The organism is Gluconacetobacter johannae (genome assembly GCF_014174305.1).
Taxonomy (GTDB): Bacteria; Pseudomonadota; Alphaproteobacteria; order Acetobacterales; family Acetobacteraceae; genus Gluconacetobacter; species Gluconacetobacter johannae.
The window spans coordinates 113,229-130,907 of record NZ_JABEQH010000008.1; the positions used below are offsets into that span (position 1 = coordinate 113,229).

General features: G+C 68.9%; 17 protein-coding genes and 1 tRNA gene. 3 read left to right on the plus strand and 15 right to left on the minus strand.

The window, feature by feature from the left end:
* Nucleotides 1–59 precede the first annotated feature (59 nt).
* Both HLH21_RS07450 and HLH21_RS07455 read right to left on the minus strand, forming a co-directional pair.
* Complete coding sequence (locus HLH21_RS07450) at nucleotides 60–1,493, minus strand: TolC family outer membrane protein (protein WP_182942874.1); 1,434 nt, start codon at nucleotides 1,491–1,493, stop codon at nucleotides 60–62.
* Between the two features lie 111 nt (nucleotides 1,494–1,604).
* Nucleotides 1,605–2,285 (minus strand): protein-L-isoaspartate O-methyltransferase family protein, encoded by a 681-nt coding sequence (locus tag HLH21_RS07455; protein ID WP_182942876.1) that lies wholly within the window; start codon nucleotides 2,283–2,285, stop codon nucleotides 1,605–1,607.
* Nucleotides 2,286–2,462: 177 nt separating this feature from the next.
* On the opposite strand from HLH21_RS07455, the gene HLH21_RS07460 reads away from it, so the two are divergent.
* Nucleotides 2,463–2,536: transfer RNA gene (locus HLH21_RS07460), tRNA-Cys, on the plus strand.
* Between the two features lie 115 nt (nucleotides 2,537–2,651).
* Here HLH21_RS07460 and glk read toward each other — a convergent pair.
* From glk to nrdR, 5 genes are all read right to left on the minus strand, one after another.
* A complete protein-coding gene (gene glk / locus HLH21_RS07465) occupies nucleotides 2,652–3,620 on the minus strand; it encodes a glucokinase (protein ID WP_182942878.1) in 969 nt (322 codons plus the stop codon).
* Nucleotides 3,621–3,771: 151 nt separating this feature from the next.
* A complete protein-coding gene (locus HLH21_RS07470) occupies nucleotides 3,772–4,587 on the minus strand; it encodes an SDR family NAD(P)-dependent oxidoreductase (protein ID WP_182942879.1) in 816 nt (271 codons plus the stop codon).
* Between the two features lie 67 nt (nucleotides 4,588–4,654).
* A complete protein-coding gene (thiL, locus tag HLH21_RS07475) occupies nucleotides 4,655–5,635 on the minus strand; it encodes a thiamine-phosphate kinase (protein ID WP_182942881.1) in 981 nt (326 codons plus the stop codon).
* A 16-nt stretch (nucleotides 5,636–5,651) separates the two neighbouring features.
* A complete protein-coding gene (gene nusB / locus HLH21_RS07480) occupies nucleotides 5,652–6,176 on the minus strand; it encodes a transcription antitermination factor NusB (RefSeq protein ID WP_182942883.1) in 525 nt (174 codons plus the stop codon).
* A 41-nt stretch (nucleotides 6,177–6,217) separates the two neighbouring features.
* Nucleotides 6,218–6,757, minus strand: a complete 540-nt coding sequence (gene nrdR, locus HLH21_RS07485) for a transcriptional regulator NrdR (protein ID WP_182942885.1) — start codon at nucleotides 6,755–6,757, stop codon at nucleotides 6,218–6,220.
* Nucleotides 6,758–6,918: 161 nt separating this feature from the next.
* Here nrdR and HLH21_RS07490 point away from each other — a divergent pair, with 161 nt between their 5' ends.
* Nucleotides 6,919–7,464, plus strand: coding sequence for a copper chaperone PCu(A)C (locus HLH21_RS07490; RefSeq protein ID WP_182942887.1), 546 nt, complete (start codon nucleotides 6,919–6,921; stop codon nucleotides 7,462–7,464).
* Nucleotides 7,465–7,482: 18 nt separating this feature from the next.
* Here the strand turns inward: HLH21_RS07490 and recQ are convergent, their stop codons facing one another.
* The 8 genes from recQ to HLH21_RS07530 form a co-directional block, all read right to left on the minus strand.
* Nucleotides 7,483–9,321, minus strand: coding sequence for a DNA helicase RecQ (gene recQ / locus HLH21_RS07495; RefSeq protein ID WP_182942889.1), 1,839 nt, complete (start codon nucleotides 9,319–9,321; stop codon nucleotides 7,483–7,485).
* A 42-nt stretch (nucleotides 9,322–9,363) separates the two neighbouring features.
* The gene (locus HLH21_RS07500; RefSeq protein WP_182942891.1) at nucleotides 9,364–9,738 is read right to left on the minus strand and encodes an OmpA family protein; all 375 of its coding nucleotides are present in this window, start codon (nucleotides 9,736–9,738) and stop codon (nucleotides 9,364–9,366) included.
* 159 nt (nucleotides 9,739–9,897) lie between these two features.
* Nucleotides 9,898–11,565 (minus strand): thiol reductant ABC exporter subunit CydC, encoded by a 1,668-nt coding sequence (gene cydC, locus HLH21_RS07505; protein WP_182942893.1) that lies wholly within the window; start codon nucleotides 11,563–11,565, stop codon nucleotides 9,898–9,900.
* On the minus strand, nucleotides 11,555–13,291 hold the full coding sequence (gene cydD, locus HLH21_RS07510) for a thiol reductant ABC exporter subunit CydD (RefSeq protein WP_182942895.1): 1,737 nt from the start codon (nucleotides 13,289–13,291) through the stop codon (nucleotides 11,555–11,557). The genes cydC and cydD overlap by 11 nt, the downstream gene beginning before the upstream one ends.
* Before the next feature lie 88 nt (nucleotides 13,292–13,379).
* Nucleotides 13,380–15,200: a sensor histidine kinase gene (locus HLH21_RS07515; protein ID WP_182942897.1), complete on the minus strand. Its 1,821-nt coding sequence runs from the start codon at nucleotides 15,198–15,200 to the stop codon at nucleotides 13,380–13,382.
* Complete coding sequence (locus HLH21_RS07520) at nucleotides 15,201–15,386, minus strand: hypothetical protein (RefSeq protein ID WP_182942899.1); 186 nt, start codon at nucleotides 15,384–15,386, stop codon at nucleotides 15,201–15,203. It abuts the gene before it with no gap.
* A 165-nt stretch (nucleotides 15,387–15,551) separates the two neighbouring features.
* Complete coding sequence (locus tag HLH21_RS07525) at nucleotides 15,552–16,136, minus strand: sigma-70 family RNA polymerase sigma factor (protein WP_182942901.1); 585 nt, start codon at nucleotides 16,134–16,136, stop codon at nucleotides 15,552–15,554.
* 90 nt (nucleotides 16,137–16,226) lie between these two features.
* Complete coding sequence (locus HLH21_RS07530) at nucleotides 16,227–16,715, minus strand: sigma-70 family RNA polymerase sigma factor (protein ID WP_182942903.1); 489 nt, start codon at nucleotides 16,713–16,715, stop codon at nucleotides 16,227–16,229.
* Between the two features lie 144 nt (nucleotides 16,716–16,859).
* Between HLH21_RS07530 and HLH21_RS07535 the strand changes: the two genes are divergently transcribed.
* The gene (locus tag HLH21_RS07535; protein WP_182942905.1) at nucleotides 16,860–17,609 is read left to right on the plus strand and encodes a response regulator; all 750 of its coding nucleotides are present in this window, start codon (nucleotides 16,860–16,862) and stop codon (nucleotides 17,607–17,609) included.
* Nucleotides 17,610–17,679: the final 70 nt, after the last annotated feature.

The following is a 17,679-nucleotide window of genomic DNA, read 5'->3' on the forward strand; positions in this document are numbered from 1 at the left end:
AAACCCGACCGAAAGAAACGATCGCAGCACCCCGGTCCCCGTCGCGGCGGACGGGCGCGTCAGCGTCCGGGCTGGCTCGTCGCGTGGTCGCTGATGCCCCACAGCCGGTCCTTGACCGCCTTGTAATAGGCGGTCTCGTCATAGCGTGGGACGTCCAGTTTCAGGTCGGCGGACGTCAGGCGCCCGATGGCCGCCGCCACGCCGTACGACGCGGTGACGAGGTTGCTCAGGCTCTGCACCAGCGCCACCTGGGCCTGGAGCAGCGTCTGCTGCTGCTGCAGGACCTCCAGCGTCGTGCTGGTGCCGACGATGGCCTGGCGCTCCACCCCGTCCAGGGCAACGATGTTCGAGGCGATGGCGGTGCGGTTGCTGTCGATCGAGGCCTTGTAGGCCACCAGCTTCTGCCAGTTGGACGAGGCAAGCTGCAACGCCGCGCGCCGCTGGATATCGACGGCGCGATGCGCCTCGGTGGCCTGCTGGCGTGCCTGGCGAACGGCGGCATATTCCGATCCGCCCTGATAGATCGGAACCTGGAAATTCAGCGTCGCGTATTTCTCGTCATTGAGGGACCGGCCGCTGCTCTGGTTGCTGCCGTGCATGTACGAGGCCTCGGCCGTCACCTGCGGCAGGATGGCGGCCAGGGCGACGGACACCGCATCCTTCTGCGAGGCCTCGGTAAACAGGGCATTGACCACGTTGGGGTTGTTCTGGACCGCCTGGGCAATCGCCTCGTTCTGCGATTTCACCGGCAGGACCAGGGGTTGCGGCGGCACCAGGTTGGGCGGTGGCGCCATGCCCACCACCTGCATGTAGGTCGCCTGCGCGGTCTGCAACGTGCCCTCGGCTTCCTGCCGGGCGGCGCGGGCGCTGGCCAGCGCGGCCTCGGCCTGGGCCACGTCGGTGCGCGTGATCTCGCCGACGCGAAAGCGCTCGCTGGTGGCGCGAAGCTGTGCCTGAAGCACCTTCTCGTTGTTGATGTTCAGTTGCAGAAGCTGTTCGTCCTCGATCACGCCGACATAGGCGTCGACCACGTCGGTGAAGACCTGCTGCTCGGTCGCGATCAGGTTCGCCCGCTCGGCCATCACCTGATTGACCGCCTTGTGGGTGCTGGCCGTGGTGCGGCCGCCCGAATAGAGCGGCTGGGAAATCGTGACCCCGCCCGTGTAGCCGGGCACGTCGAACCGGCGATCGTATCCGGCATAGCCCTGCTGCCGCGCCACCGAATTCGTGCCGCTGAAATAGGTCAGGTTCATGTTGCCGGTGACGGTCGGCCGCCAGCCGGCCAGCGCGCTCGGCACCTGCTCGTCAGTCGCGCGCAGCGTCGCGCGTTCCCGCTGCAAGGTCGGGTTGGTCAGGTAGGCGGCGGCCAGCGCTTCCTGCAACGTATGGGGCACGAAGGTCGGCGACCCGCTGCCGTCATAGCGCTGGGCCAGGGCCGTGCCGCCGCACAGCAGGGCGGCCAGTCCGGCCCCGATCCCGCAGGTTCGCTTCATCCGTCCCCTCCCCGTGTCCCGCTCGCCATCACCCATCACGCTACCCAAGGTTGTAGACGACATTCGATACCCGGGGAAAGGATCTGCATGACCGTCGCGCGCTGCGGCCGATCAGAAGGCGAAGACGGGGGCCGGCACCAGTTCCGGCAGCAACGGCAGTGCGACGTCGAAGACCGGACGGATGCCCACGCCCTGCGCCGTGCGTTCGGCGACGCTGGCCGAGGCGACGCCGCCCTCGGGCCAGACCACGCAGACGATGCGGCCCTTGTCCGCCAGTTGCGCCGGCAGGGCCTGGGGGATGGCGCGCACCGCGCCGTCGATCACGATCAGGTCGAACGGCGCGCCGGCCGCATCGCCCGACGCCAGGTCGCCGTCGCGCCAGACCACCTGCGGCGCCTCGGTGGCGCAGAAGGCCTTGCCGATGGTGCTGAGGGCCGAATCCGATTCGAGGGCCACCACATGAAGGCCGAGCCGCGCCAGCAGGGCCGGCACGTACCCCGTCCCCGCCCCGACGACCAGCGCGCGCTGGCCCGGTTGCGGGGCCGCGATCTGCACCATCCGGCCGACGATCCGCGGTTCCGTCAGGACGCGCCCGCCCCCGATCTCCAGGCTCTGGTCGGCATAGGCGAAGGGACGCAGCGGGGCCGGCAGGCAGCGTTCGCGCGGCAGGTCGCGCATGGCCGAGATGATCCGGGGATCGTTGATCTGGACCGGGCGGATCTGGGCATCCACCATCCTCTGCCGCGCGGCGTCGTAATCGAGGGCGAATTCTTCAAGCGCGGACTGGTTCATGACACTCCCTTCACTGCTGTCCCGACGGCGCCGGCATGCGCGCGCGACGTCCCTGGCCGAAGGTTCCCCGGCGCAGACAGTTTTATGGCCGCGCGACCCGTCTGCCTAGCAGGCCGTACGCACACAACGGCTTGACCGCGCGGGAGAGAGAGTGGATATAGCCAACGCACCCGGTCAGGTCCGGTGGCAGAATGGTGATGCAGCGGACTGCAAATCCGCGAATGTGGGTTCGATTCCCGCCCGGACCTCCAAGCGATCTTCCCAGATCATCGCATAGGGTGACGAAAGCCCGGTCTTCCGGGCTTTTCCCACATTTTTTACCCCCCGGCTGGCCGCGCGCCCTTTCATGGGGGCACGCGGCGCGCGTCAGGCGAAGCGCTCGGCGAATGCTGCCGCCGCCCCGAACAATCCGGGCTGCGGATGGGTGATGAGTTTCACCGGCATGTCCGCCATCATCGATTCGAAACGTCCCTTGGCCACGAATCGCTCGGCGAATCCGGAATTGGGCAGATGATCCGCCAGCCGCAGGCCCAGCCCGCCGGCGATGACGACGCTGTTGCCGCCCTGGGCCAGGGCCAAATCGCCCGCGACGGCCCCCAGGGCCAGGCAGAATCGTTCCAGCGCCGCGGACGCCATGTGGTCGCGGCCGTCCAGCGCGCGGGTCCACAATTCCTTGTCGTCGCGCGTGTGCACCGACTGGTCCTCGATCTCGGCAATCGCCTCATACAGATTGACCAGCCCCGGTCCGGACACGATGCGTTCGGCGGACACCCGGCGATAGCGCCGCCGCAGGCGCTGCAGGATCTGGTCCTCCACCTGGTCGAGGGGCGAGAGATCGACATGCCCGCCCTCGGTCTCGCACACCAGATAGCGCCCGTCCCGCCGCACGACATAGGCCGAGCCAAGGCCCGTGCCCGGCCCCACGATCGTGGTCACGCCCGATTCGGGCAACGGGCGATCGGGGCCGCAGAGATGACGCAGGTGCGATGCATCCACCTGGGCCACGGCATGGCCGACCGCGCCGAAATCGTTGACCAGCACATGCTCGTCCACGCCCAGCTTCGCGCCCAGTTGCGCGGGCTGGATGATCCACGGATTGTTGGTCATCTTCAGGATGTCACCCTGCACCGGGCAGGCGACGGCGATTCCTGCCGCGCGCGGCAGGCTCTGGCCGATCTGGCGGGCGAAGGCCTCCCAGGCCAGTTGCAGGCTGGCGTGCTCGGCACATCTCAGGGTCGTGGCCTCGCCCAGGCTGACCACGCGCCCGCAATCCACCGTGGCGATGGCGAAGCGCGCGTGGGTCCCGCCGATATCGACCGCTACGATCTCTTTCATGTCTTCAACAGGCTCCGTGGCATCGTTCTATCGGACGCGCGGCCCTTCGCCGCTGCCGCCCGGTGCACATTATTGTTATTCGTCTCGTGTCCGATTCCCGCCCCGCGCCGTCAAGTCCGGAATCGCATCAGCCGGGCGGAATGCGTGGGCGTCAGGATGCCGGGCGCGGCGCCTGATCGGCCTTCAGCCGTCGCAAAATACCGTCGCGGATCGGGCGCGGCATGACGATATCGAGAAAACGCAGCACCGAAAACAGGCGCGGAAAGACCAGATGGGCCCGGTTTTCCTCGATCGCGCGCGCGATCAGCCGGGCCGACGCCGGCGCGGTCTGCAGGAAGGGCTTGGCGCTGCTGACCCGGCGGCTCATGGGCGTATCGACAAAGCCCGGCGACACCAGCGTCACCCCGACCCCGTACTCCGACAGACCGTTCCGCAGGGCCTCGGCAAAGCGCATCAGCCCGGCCTTGGACCCCGAATAGGCCGGGGCGAACGGCAGGGCATGAAACGCGGCGACCGAGCCCAGCATCGCGATATGCCCCACCCCGCGCGCAACCATGCGCTCGGCCCCCGCCGTGGCCAGGGCCGAGGGCGTCGCGTAATTGACCAGGCCGAGTTCCAGCACGGTCTCGGCGTCCTCGGTCCGCGCCGCGTTCTGGCGCATGTCCCCCAGCCCGGCCGCCAGGACCAGCAGATCGACCGGATGACGGTCGTCGTCGGCCCTGAAGGCCGCGATCGCCCCCCCGCCATCGCGCAGGTCCAGCACCCGCGTCCGCACGCCTGCGCCAAGGGCGCGGCAGTCGCGGGCGACCTGCTCCAGACGGTGGGCGTCCCGACCCCACAGGACCAGCATCCGGCCCGACCGCGCGTAGAAGCGGGCCAGTTCGGCGCCGATCCCGCTGGACGCCCCGGTGACAAGCACCGTCGTGGGATCGAATCGTGTTTCGCCGTTCCGGCGCGCTCTGGCCATCGGGACCCTTTCTCTCGATGCTTCCCGTTACGTCAGGATGTCGGCTTTTTCGGGGCATGGAAGGCCATCAGAAATGGCTCCATCCGGCCCGGTCCAGGACCAGCGGCCGGCCCGACGCGTCATGGACCGCGACACCCTGCGTGCCGGCCTCGAACCGCCCGATCCGGGTGACCGCAACACCGCGCGCTGCTGCGGCGCGCAGCAGCGCGGCCTCGTGCGACGGGGGCACCGCCAGCAGCAATTCATAATCGTCGCCGCCCCCCAGGCAGACCGGCAGCCACGCCGCCCCGGCGTGGCGGGCCGCAGGGGACAGCGGCACCAGCGATGCGTCGATCCGCGCCCCGACCCCGCTTTCCCGCGCCAGATGGCCCAGATCCTGCACCAGCCCGTCGGAGATATCCATGGCCGCCGAGGCGATGCCGCCCAGCCCAAGGCCCATCCGGGGTTCGGGCAGGCGATAGCGGCGGGCCAGCACGCCCGCCGGATCGTCCAGTTCGCCCCGCAGCGCCCGCAGCCCCAGCGCCCCGTCGCCGATGGTGCCGGTCACCCAGACCCCATCGCCGTCGCGCGCGCCGTTGCGCCGCAACGCACGGCCCCGCGCCACATGGCCCAGGATGGTCAGGGACAGGACCAGCGGCCCGGACGTGCCGGTCGTATCCCCGCCCAGCAGGGTCACGCCGTAGCGGGCCTGGTCGTCATGCAGGCCGGCGGCGAAGCCTGCGAACCAGTCATCGTCCCGTCCGGGCGGCCGCGAGACCGACAGCAGATAGCCCAGCGGGGTCGCATCCATCGCCGCGAGGTCGGACAGGTTGCAGCGCAGCAGCTTGCGCCCCACCGTATCCGCCGGATCGTCCGGCAGGAAATGGACCCCTTCCACCATGGTGTCGACGGCGACCACCAGATCCCGCCCGGCCGGCGGCCGCACAAGCGCCGCGTCATCGGCAAGGCCCAGCGCGCCTTCGCCGGCCAGCGCCTGGAAATGCCGCCGGATGAACCCGAATTCGGGTGGCAGCCGGGCGTCCGGGGGCCCGGCAGGGTCGGAAGGCATCGGCCGCCTCCCTGGATCAGGCCTCGTCGGCCTCGGGGACCGGCGCGGCCGGCGCCTCGCGCAGGCGGCGGGCCATGGCGTCCAGCACGCCATTGACCATCTTCGGCTCGTCGCCCGAGAAGAACCCGTGCGCGATGTCGAGATATTCGTTGAGGACCACCCGCGTCGGCACGCCCTCGACCGCCGCCAGTTCCGCGCCCGCGGCGCGCAGCAGGGCACGCAGCACCGGGTCCAGCCGCGCGACCGGCCATGTGGGCGGCAGCAGATCGACAATCAGGGCATCGACCTGTTCCCGCCGCGCCACCGCCGCGCGGGTGACCTGCTCGAACAACTGCACGTCGGCCTCGGGCACCTGCCCGTCCTCATATTCCCCCGTACCGGACGCGGCGCTCAGGCGATGCCGCACGAACTGCGCGATCACGGTCTCGGGGGTGTCGCCCCCCTGTTCGATCTGGAACAGCGCCTGCACGACCGCGACGCGCGATGCGGTGCGGGACCGGGGCTTCTGCCGGGTCGTGTCTTCGTCCTGTGCGCCGTTCATACGCGTGTCTCCTGCATGCCGCGATTCCGCCAATGGCGGCTTCATCGCCTCTTTACGTCGCCAGGTCCATAGGCGCCGGCCACAGCGGGGCGGAGGTCCGTGTCGCCGGCGGCCGGGCCGCCCTGGGCCATGGTGCCGGGAATCGACTCCAGAATGGCAGCGAAATCCTTGGTTTCACGAAAATCCCAATGCACGCTGGCAAAGCGGATATAGGCCACCACATCGACCTCGCGCAGCGTGTCCATGACCAGCTTGCCGATATCGCGGGAGGGAATGTCGGTCTCGCCCGAGGCCTCCAACTGGCGGACCAGCCCGTTGACGATCCGTTCGATCCGCTCGTCGTCCACCGGGCGCTTACGCAGCGCCACGCGGACGGACCGTGCCAGCTTGTCACGCTCGAACGGCACGCGGCGACCATCGACCTTCACGACGAACAGGTCGCGAAGCTGCACCCGCTCGATCGTCGTGAAACGCTGGCTGCACGACGCGCAGATCCGCCGCCTGCGAATGGCGGCGCCGTCCTCATGCGGGCGGCTGTCCTTGACCTGGGTATCCTCGTGTCCACAAAAAGGGCATCGCATGCGTGCGGCAATCCTGACCGGCGTTCGTCCTGCCCCGAGATGCGCATGAAATCGGCCGGACGCAAGCCCGGCCCCGCGATGCGCCAGAGCGAACCACATGTTTTGCCCGGCGGCGGCTTGCTGATACCCTGGGCGAAAACAGACCGGCAAGGAGACCCATCATGACGCGATACAGCCGGTTTCCCCGACTGTTCGGCAAGGTGCCCGTCCTGGTACCCGTCCTGGTCCTGCCCTTGACCCTGCTGGCCGGACCGTGCGCGATCCCGCCCGCCCGGGCGGCCGATGCATCGACGTCGCTTCCCGGACAGGCCAATGCCGCCGGGGACATCGAGATCCGCGATGCATGGATACAGATCATCCGTCCCGAACGACAGATCGCCGGCGGCTATTTCACGATCGAGAACCGGGGCGTCGACGTCCATCTGCTGACCGGCGTGACCGCCACCGCCTGCCGGGACCTGTTCGCCCATCATACCGAACAGGAAAGCACCAGCGAAACCGCCACGCTGTTCACCCACATGGCCCTGCCCGCGCAGACCACGCTGGTGTTTCCGCCGGGCGGGTATCATCTGGTCTGCCGGGGCTATGACGCAACGGTCCAGCCGGGGCGGAGCATCCCGGTGGTCTTTCACTTCCTGGGAGGCACGACCCGGACCGTCGCCTTTGACGTCCGCCCCGCGCAGGACACCGCCGACACCGCCCCCTGAGCGCGCGCCGGGCGGGCTCTATCCGCCCGCGCCGGCCAGCACCTGCAGGACTGCGGCGCCGTAGCGGTCCAGCTTCGACGCGCCGACCCCCTTGATTCGCCCCAGCGCGTCCAGCGTCGCCGGACGTTCCATTGCGATGTCATGCAGCACGATGTCGTGGAAGATCACATAAGGCGGGATTTCCTGTTCCCGCGCCTCGCCCAGACGCCAGGCGCGCAGGGCGGCGAACGGGCCCTCGGCCTCGGGCGGCAGCGACACGGCCACCCGCGTCCCGCTGGGCGCTCGGGCGGTGCGCCCCCTTCCGGCCTTCAGCTCGTCGGTTGCGTCCTCGCGCAGCATCAGCTTCTGCTCGCCGCGCAGGATGGGGCGCGCGACCTCCTGATTCAGGGCCAGCGCATTGTAATCGCCGGTGACGCGGATGGCGCCCCGGGCGATCAACTGCCGGATCACCCCGCGCCAGAACAGTTCGGGCCGGTCCTTGCCGACGCCGAAGACGCCCAGCCGGTCATGGCCGTGGCGGGTGGCCATCTCGCTGTCCTTGCCGCGCAGGACCGAGGCGACATGCACCGCCCCGAATTTCTGGCCGATCCGATAGATCGCGGACAGGACCTTCTGGGCCTCGACCGTACCGTCGAACGAGGCGACGGGGTTGCGGCAATTGTCGCAATGCCCGCATGGCCCGGCCAGCGTCTCGCCGAAACAGGACAGCAGCGCCTGGGTGCGGCAGCCGGTCGTTTCGGTCAGCGTAACCATGGCCTCCAGCCGCGCGCTCATGATCCGCTGCTGGGCCTCGGGCGCGCTGGATTGTTCCAGCCAGTGCCGCGCGCGCGCGATATCGTCGCCGCCATACAGCAGCACGGTCTCGGACTTCTCGCCATCACGGCCGGCGCGGCCGATCTGCTGATAATAGCCTTCGGGCGAGGACGGCATGTCCAGATGCACGACCGCACGCACGTCCGGCCGATCGATCCCCATGCCGAAGGCGATGGTCGCCACGATCACCACCGGCTCGCCGGAGCGGAACCGGGCCAGCGCCGCGCGTTTCTCGATCGGCGGCAGGCCCGCATGGAACGGCAGGGCCGGCCAGTCACGTTCACGCAGCGCGCGGGCGACGCGCTCGGTCTTGTTGCGGCTGCCGCAATAGACGATCGCGGCCTCGCCCGGATGCCGCCCCAGCACATCCAGCAACTGCCGCGTTTCCGACGTCTTGGGCCGGACGGCGATATCCAGGTTGGGGCGATGGAAGCTGGCGCGCAGGACGGTCGCGTCCGGCATGGCCAGGGCGTCCAGGATATCCGCCTGGGTCCGGGGGTCGGCCGTCGCCGTCAGGGCGATGCGCGGCACGCCGGGGAAATGCTCCGGCAGGCTGGCCAGGGCACGATATTCCGGACGGAATTCGTGCCCCCAGGCGGAAATGCAATGGGCCTCGTCGATCGCGATGACCGACAGCGGCAGCCGGGACAGGCGGTCGAGCATGCCGGGCGACAACAGGCGCTCGGGCGAGACGTAGAGCACGTCCAGTCGCCCGGCCATCAGGTCGGACCGCACCCGGGCGGCATCCTCCGGCTCCAGTTCCGAATGCAGGGCGCCGGCATTGACGCCGACCTGGCGCAGCGCCGCCACCTGGTCGTCCATCAGCGCGATCAGCGGCGACACCACCAGCCCGGTTCCGGGACGGCTGAGCGCCGGAACCTGATAGCAGATGCTCTTGCCCCCGCCGGTGGGCATCAGCACCAGGCAGTCGCGCCCGGCCATGACTTCGCCCACCGCCTGTTCCTGCAATCCGCGAAAATCGGGAAAGCCGAAAACGCGGGACAGGACAGCCCGTGGGGACGTGTCGAGACCGTTATCCGTCATGATGGAGGCCGCTGCCATGGCCGGAAATCGCCCGCCCGCCGCTCAGCCCGCGGTGATCTCGATTTCGACCCGGCGAGAGCCGACGGCGCCATCCTCGTTCGAGGGCGCGCGCGGCTTCTGGCGGATACGGCCGCCGGCAACCCCGTCCGCCGCCAACTGGGCCGACACACGCTTGGCCCGGTCGATCGCCAGCAGCGCATCGGCGGACAGGTCGCCATGGGCGGCGGCGTAGCCTTCGACGTTGATGACCGAATTCGGATAGTGCGCCGCCTGCTCGGCCGCATGGGCCACGACCAGCCGCGCGGGGTCGTCAAGCGCCGTCGAATCCCGGGTGAAGAAGACGATATATTTCCGGGACGGCCCGGTCGCGCAGCCTGCCAGCAGACAAAGACCCAGGACCAGTGACAGGCGACGCATCGGCAGACCCCTTTTTACATTCGGCTGATGGATGAATCGGCCGCCGATACCGCGGATATGCCGGCGACTTGAGTATTCAGCAACAAGGTTGATATCGCCTTGGTGCCTGCTGGTCCGCCCCCCGTCAACCTTTGACCGCCCGTCCGCCGGGCGACGCGCCTATGCCGCGACGGCGTTCGCCCGCCCGTCCGACAGGCGCCAGATCCGGTCCAGTCTTTCCACCCCGACCAGCCGATGCGCGATCAGGATGACCGTGCGGCCCGTGGTGACGGTGTTGAGCGTCAGCAGGAAGTCCCGCTCGGTCTCGGCGTCGAGTCCCGTCGCCGGCTCGTCCAGGATCAGGATCGGCGCATCCGACAGCAGCGTCCGGGCCAGGGCGATCCGTCGGCCCTGCCCGCCGGAAACCGTGGCGCCCCCTTCCCCCAGCCAGCTGTCCAGCCCGTCGGGCATGGAGCGGACCAGGTCGCCGATCTGCGCGCGATCCAGCGCCGTCCACAGCTCGGCCTCGGTCGCGTCGGGCCGGCCCAGCAGCAGATTGGCGCGAATCGTGTCGGCAAACAGATGCGTCGCCTGCGACAGCCAGGCCACGCGGCAGCGCACCGACCCGCTGTCGAGATCCGCCAGATCCTGTCCGCCCAGCGTGATCCTGCCCGAAGTCGGCGCCGCGACCTTCAGCAGCAGCGCGGCCAGCGTCGATTTCCCGATTCCCGACGGCCCCAGCACTGCCACGCGCGATCCGGCCGGAATATCGAGGGTCAGCCCGTCGAACACCGGCGCACGGTCGGCGCGCCAGCGGAACCCGACCTGCTCGAAGCGCAGATGGGTGTCGGCCGGCGCCGGCCGCGTGCCCACCGGCGCCGCCGGCCCGTCCTGCCCGCCGACCGAGATGACGCGGGCCGCCGCCCGGCTGACGCCCCCGGCCAGGGCGCCGGCCCGCGTCAGCCCGCCGATGCCCTCGAACCCGGCCACGACCAGGAACAGCAGGCCGACGGCCCGCACCGCCGGGATCGGCCCGAACCCCACGCCCAGCGCCGCCGCCAGCACCGCCAGCACCGCCGCCTGCCCGCACAGGTAGGACGCCCCGCCCACCACCGCCAGCAGGCGCGCCTGCCGCGCCTGGGCATCGAACAGGCTGGCATCGCGTTCGCGGACATGGGACAGGATCCGCCCCTCGGCCCCGAAGGCGCGGATTTCGCGCAGGCCGCTGACCAGATCCAGCACCCCGATCCGCAGCGCGGCCAGGCGGTGCGTCAGCGCCCCCGCCTGCCGACGGCCCAGCAGGGCCGCGCCCAGCGGCAGGACGAACGCGCCCGTCACGAACAATCCCCCCACGACCACCGCCAGCACGGGATCGACAGGCAGCACGGCCAGGACCAGGAACGGCAGGATCAGGCACGCCCCGGCCAGGGGCACCAGAATCCGCAGATACAGCGCGTCCAGCGCCTCGACATCCGACACCAGGCGCGACAGCAGGTCGCCGGCGCGGCGAAACCCCAGCCCGGCCGCCGCCCCGCCCGCCAGATGACGGAAAAACCACACCCGCACATCCGCCAGGGCGCGGAACATCGCGTCGTGCGTCACCAGGCGTTCGACATAGCGCAGGACCACGCGCCCGATGCCCGACACCCGCAGCAGCAGCACGCCGACGACAAGCGCGCCGGACGCCGTGCCGGCCAGGCGCATGCCCGCGCCCCGCATCAGCACCAGCCCTGCCAGCACGGCCAGCAGCGACAACACCCCGCCCACGATCAGCAGGGGCGCACGCGCCCGCCACAGGGACAGGATCCGCAGGACGGGGGCCAGCCCGCCTTCGGCTTTATCCGACATGTTCGTGCTCCCCAAGCGCGGGTGCTGGATGGCGAAGGCCGAGATCGAGGCGCTGACCCGTAAATTCATGCACCGATGCCGAATGGCTGGCCAGGATCACCGTCCGCCCCCGCGCCAGCCCGCGCAGGCTGGCGAGGATATCGGCCTCGGTCGCGGGATCGAGATGCGCCGTCGGCTCGTCCAGCAGCAGCAGCGGCGCGTTCTTCAGATAGGCCCGCGCGATGGCGACCCGCTGCGCCTGCCCGCCCGAGAGGCCGAATCCGCCCTCGCCGATCCGCGTCTCCAGCCCCTCGGGCAGGCCCGCGAGGAATGTATCGACTGCCGCGGCCCGCAGGGCATCCTCCACCTCCTCGGCGCTGGCGTCCGGCCGGGCGAACAGGATATTCTCGCGCAACGTACCGGCGAACAGCACCGGCTTCTGCCCGATCCACGAGACCAGCCCCGACAGGGTGGACGGCGCCAGCGCCGCAAGGTCCGCCCCCCCGATGGTGACGCGCCCCCCGCCGGGCATGACAAAGCCCAGCAGCATTTCGATGATCGTCGATTTCCCCGATCCCGAAGGGCCGACCAGGATCAGGGTCTGGCCCGCCGGCACGGCGAAGCTGAGATCATCCAGAACCGCCCCCCGCGCCGCATCCCAGGCGAAAGTGACATGCTCGAAGGCGACGGACACGCCGTGGGCGCCGGCCTGCACCGTCGCACCGCCCGCCGCCCGCACGTCGCCGTCGGGCAGGACCGCCATCGCCGATGCGGCCCCTGCCGCATGCGCCCGATCCTGATAGGCCAGGGCAAGCCCGCGAAGGGGCACGAAGAATTCCGGCACCAGCAGCAGGACGAACAGCCCGCGCATCGTCGCGTCCGCAATCACGGCGGGGGGCATGTCGCCGTGATGCAGTCCCAGCACCACCCCGCCATTACGCAGGGCGATCAGCACCAGGGCCATGACCATCGCGCAGTCGATGGACGCCGACGACAGGAACGCAACCCGCAGGATCTTCATCGTGCGGCGGCGCAGTTCGTCGGCGGCATCGGCCAGGCGATGGGCCTCGTCCTCGGTCCGGCCGGCCAGGACGATGGTGGCAATGCCGCGCACCCGGTCCAGAAACCGGGCCTGCAGTCGCGTCATCGCCAGGAACTGGTTGCGTGAGGCGACGGCCGCGCCGATGCCGAACAGCGCCTGGCCGACCGGAACCGCCAGCCCGCAGGCCGCCATGATCGCGGCCGACCCCGGCTGGACGAAGGCGGCCAGCACGGCGATCAGCCCCGGCGCCGCGATCCAGAGCATCGACGCCGGAATCCAGCGCGCGAAAAACCCGTCCAGCGCCTCGACCCGGTCGACCGCCAGCGCGGTCAGTTCCGCGCTGTGCTGCCGGCGCAGCAGGGCCGGGCCGCCACGCAGGATGGCCGACAGCACGCCGTCGCGCAGCCGCAGCCGGGCCGCCCGGCCGGCCCGCGCCGCCGCAATGTCGCCCAGCATCAGGCACAGCCCGCGCGCCAGGGCCAGCACCGCCAGGGTGGCCAGCAATCCGGTCGCCCCAGCCCCCCCCGGGCCGGGACCGGCCCGCCCGACCAGAACGCGGGCCAGGATCGCCGCCACGCACCAGGCCTGCCCCACCGCGACCAGGCTCGACAGCATGCCCAGGCCCACGATCGGCATCGCCTGCCGACGACCAAGACGCGACTGTGCCCGCGCCCAGGCCTTCATCACTGTTTTGTCACCGCTCATGTCCGCGTTCTATAATGGATGCGTCAGGCAAGGGACACCCGTTCCCGCCAGAATGCCCATCCCCGCCGGCAATCCCTGCCATGCATGCTCATGCGGTCTCGCCGCCCTCGTGGGGATCGTCGCGCGTCTGCAAAGGGAAGACCAGTTCGAAACGGGTCCCTCCATCCTCGACGATCTCCAGCGTCCCGCCCAACTGGCGCGCGAATCCCCGGATCAGTTGCAGGCCGATGCCGGTGCGGTCTTCCGCATCGCGCCGGCGCCCCGCCGCCAGGCCGATCCCGTCATCGGCAATCCACAGCCGCGCCATGCGCCCATCCTCATGGACCAGACCCACCGAGATCGTGCCGTGGCGTCCATCGGGGAAGGCGTACTTGATGGCGTTGCTGACGACCTCGGTCAGGATCAGGGCCAGGGGCACGGCCTGGTCGGGCACCATCTCCAGCCGTTCGACATTGATCGCCAGCGCGATCCGGGCGCCGGGCCCCTCGCCCACCGCCTGGAAGATCTGGCCGCACAGCTCGCCCACGAAAGGCTCCATGTTCAGGCTGAACAGTTCGCCATCGGCGTAGAGATAGCGATGCAGGGTCGCCAGCGCCCGCACCCTGTCCCGGGCCTGGGTAAATTCCTCGCGTGCTTCGGGCTGGCGGATGCGGTTGGCCTGAAGGTTCAACAGCGAGGCAACGATCTGCAGGTTGTTCTTCACCCTGTGATGCATTTCCTTCATCAGCAGTTCCTGGCGCACCGAGGCACGGGCCAGTCGCTGCTCGTGCCGCGCCAGGGTCCGCGTGGCCGTGGTGAAGGCATTGGCCAGCCGCCGGATCTCGGCCGGCATCGCCCAGTTGGAGTGCGCGTCGAATCCCCCCCCGCCGGTCTGCCACAGGGCGACCGACGTCGTCAGTCGCCGCAGCGGGGCGATGAGCAGGATGTTCGCGCTCTTGACCACGCCGATCAGTCCGCAACCCAGCAGCGAGACGATCACGAACAGCCAGATGATGAACATGACCAGCGCATGGGTTTCCGCGACGTTGCGGCGGGTCATGGTCAGGGCGCCGACGCCCCCTTCGACCGGGCCGTAGGCGAAGGAGGCGTCGCCCACGGTCAGCGTCGCGTGGGCGGTGCTGTCCGGCGGCAGGGTGCGTATCCATTGCAGGATCCGCGGCGGCGGCACGCGCATGCCCCAGCAATCCTCGCAGAGCGGGGCGACATTGTGGTTATGGCCGACGATCCAGGCGTCGATCGCCCCGTCTTTCTGCATGAAATCCAGGCGTGGATCGCCGATCTGCAGATGATGGCGGCTCCAGACCAGGGGCATGATCGCCGTCAGGACGCCCTGCCGCACCGCATTGCCGCCCGTATCGGCGATCGTCGTCTGGATCGAGATCCGGACATAGGACCGGCCGTCCTGATCCTGGCCCGACAGGTCGAACGGTTCGACACGCACATCGCCGCTGAAGCGGGGCAGGCCTTCGGCCGGCACATTGCCGCCCGATGACAGCGGGCGGCCGTTGTCAACCGCGATCACGACGTTGCCGCGGTCGTCCAGCAGCGCCAGCTGCCGATAGAAATGCCCGGTCAATGACTGCGCCAGCTGCAAGGTCCGGCCGATGGCCTCCTCATCCAGCGACATCAGATTGATCGCATTCAGCAGCGCGCTGAGATGCTCGACGTCATGCCGGATTTCCAGGTCGATGCGGCCGACGGCCATGTCGGCGCGGAAAGCCGGCGCCGCAAGCGTATGACGATAGCTGTACCAGGCCTGCAACCCGCCGATCATCGCCATCGGCCCGGCCGACAGCAGGATGATGACAATCATGCGGGTACTGACCGTATCGAACATGCGCCAGATACGCATGGCGTAAAAGGCCGCGCGCAACGCGCGACGGCGCTCGTGCCCTGTTTGACGGTCCATTTATTCCCTGATCTTGCGGTCGTCCTCGATCAGGCGCAAAAGCTCCTCTGGAACCGGCTCGCGCGCCACTTCATCGAAAAGCTGATGCAGCCCTCGCTTGAGCCACAACTCGAACGGGTCATCTTGTCGTTTTTTTTTATTGTTTTTCGACAGCCTTGAGGAACGAGAATCCTTAGGCGGCGTCATCGTTGATCCCTGAGGTCCACTACTATCCTGCCAAAACTCCCGGACCTGAGCTCCGGTTGCATCGCGTTAAGATAGTGATCGTAATTCCCTCCCGCGGACCCGTCCAGACGACGCCTCCAATTATCTTAACGATATGTAAATAAATATTCGGCCGGGCTGACGCGATCACAGAGGTCGCGGTTCGGCCATCCCCTGACCGGCGGCGATGCCGCGTTCGGCCAGAATGCCCTTCACGCGGGCGACGCGGGCCTGCAGGGCGGCGCTGGCATGGCTGTCGCCGGTCATCCAGGCTTCCAGCTGACGACGCGCGCGGAATACCCGGCTTTTGGCCGTTCCGACCGCGCAGCCCGTCGCCTCGGCCAGCGCTTCATAGCTCATGCCGTGGATGACGACCATAATCAGGGCCTCGCGCTGATCCTCGGGCAGACGGTCCAGCGCCTCGGCAAGGTCCTTGAGCGCCAGCCGATCCTCGTGCGAGGCCGCTGTCGCCAGCGCCGCCGCCGGCACGTCCTCGATATCCGTCGTCTCCCGCCGCTTGCGAAGGTCGGAAATGAAACGGTTCCGCAGGATGCGATGCATCCAGGCCGAAAAATTTGTGCCGGGGATAAAACTCTCCTGGGCGGCCAGTGCGTTGCACACGGCATCCTGCACCAGATCCTCGGCCATCGTCCGATTGCGCGTCAGCGCCAGCGCCTGAACCCGCAGGCGCGGAAGGATGGTCACAACCTGGTCATGGAAGTTGCTTGTCATGGTTTTCGTTTCCCTCATCACACCCAACCAATGAATGGTGGAATGACAGGGTTGCGTAGTTCACATAACGAGCGCGTGAGGTGGCGCCGGTCACCGCCCGTCGGTCGGCGCGTCGCCTCGTGCATGGGCGACCAGCTCGGCCAGGCGCGCGCGCGCGCGCGACACCCGCGCCTTCATCGTGCCTACCGGCACGCCGCAGATCACGGCCGCTTCCTCGTGCGTCATCTCCTGCGCGCCGACCAGGATCAGGGCTTCGCGCAGCAGCGGGGACAGAAGCCAGAACACACTTTCGAGATCGCGCACGTCATCGCCCGAACTGGCGGGCCGGCTTTCGATCTGGCTGTGCGATTGCGCGGCGTAATCGGTCATGATTTCGTGTTCGCGCTTCCGCCGCCGCTTCTGCTCGAAGAAAATATTGCGTTCGATGGCGAACAGCCACGCTTTCAGGTTCGTGTCGGCCTGGAACTGGTCCAGCGCACCCAGCGCCCGCATGATGGTATCCTGCACCAGATCGTCGGATGACGAGGCGTCACGGGTCAGAAAACGGGCGAAACCCCGCAGATCCGGCAAAAGAGACATGATCTCGTGCCGAAGTTGCGATACCGTCAGGGGCTTTGCGGAACCGATGGGAGACGTCAGCTTGTATCCCCTCCACCCTTGCGGACAGTTCCAACACTGTCATGATCCGGACCGTAACATATTCTTCTGGGAGATGAACGCCCGATGCCTCTCTCGCGGCGGCAGGATCTGATCCGTGCCCTTCCCTACGCCAGACGGTATGCGCGCGCCCTGACCGGCAGCCAATCCCGTGGCGACCTGCTGGTCGCCGAAAGTCTTCGTGAACTGGCGGTGGTGGACACCGGGACCCTGCCACCCCGACTGAGCCTGTACCGATGGATTTCGCGCCATTTCGACTCCATCGCCACGACGGCCGAGATGGCCGGCCAGCGCGAAGGCATGGGCGCCACCGAACGCAAATTGCTGCTGCTGACGTCGCTGGAGGAAGTGCCGGTCGCCGACGCGGCCCGGGCCCTCGATATCGACCTGCGGCAGGCCACCGATATCCTGTCCCGGGCCCATGCCGGTCTACGCACGGTGGCCGAGACCAACATCCTGATTATCGAGGACGAACCGATCATCGCCATGGATATCGAGGATCTGGTCCGCCGTTGCGGCCATCAGGTCGCCGGTGTCGCGGCGACCGAGGCCGATGCCGTGGCCCTGGCCACCCGGACCCGCCCGGGACTGATCCTGGCCGACATCAATCTGGGCGCCGGCGGCGACGGCATGCGGGCGGTGGCCAGCATCCTGCGTCACCACGACACACCCGTCATCTTCGTCACCGCCTACCCCGAACGGCTGCTGACCGGCGAGACGGTCGAACCCGCCTTCGTCATCACGAAACCGTTCGAGCCCATGACCCTGGCCATCGCGACCTATCAGGCGGTCACCGGCGGCCCCCGGATCGAATAGCCGATCGAAGGGCCGGTCGGGCCGCCCGTTTCCCCGGCGCGACGGATCTTCCTTGCGCTGGGCCTGCGGC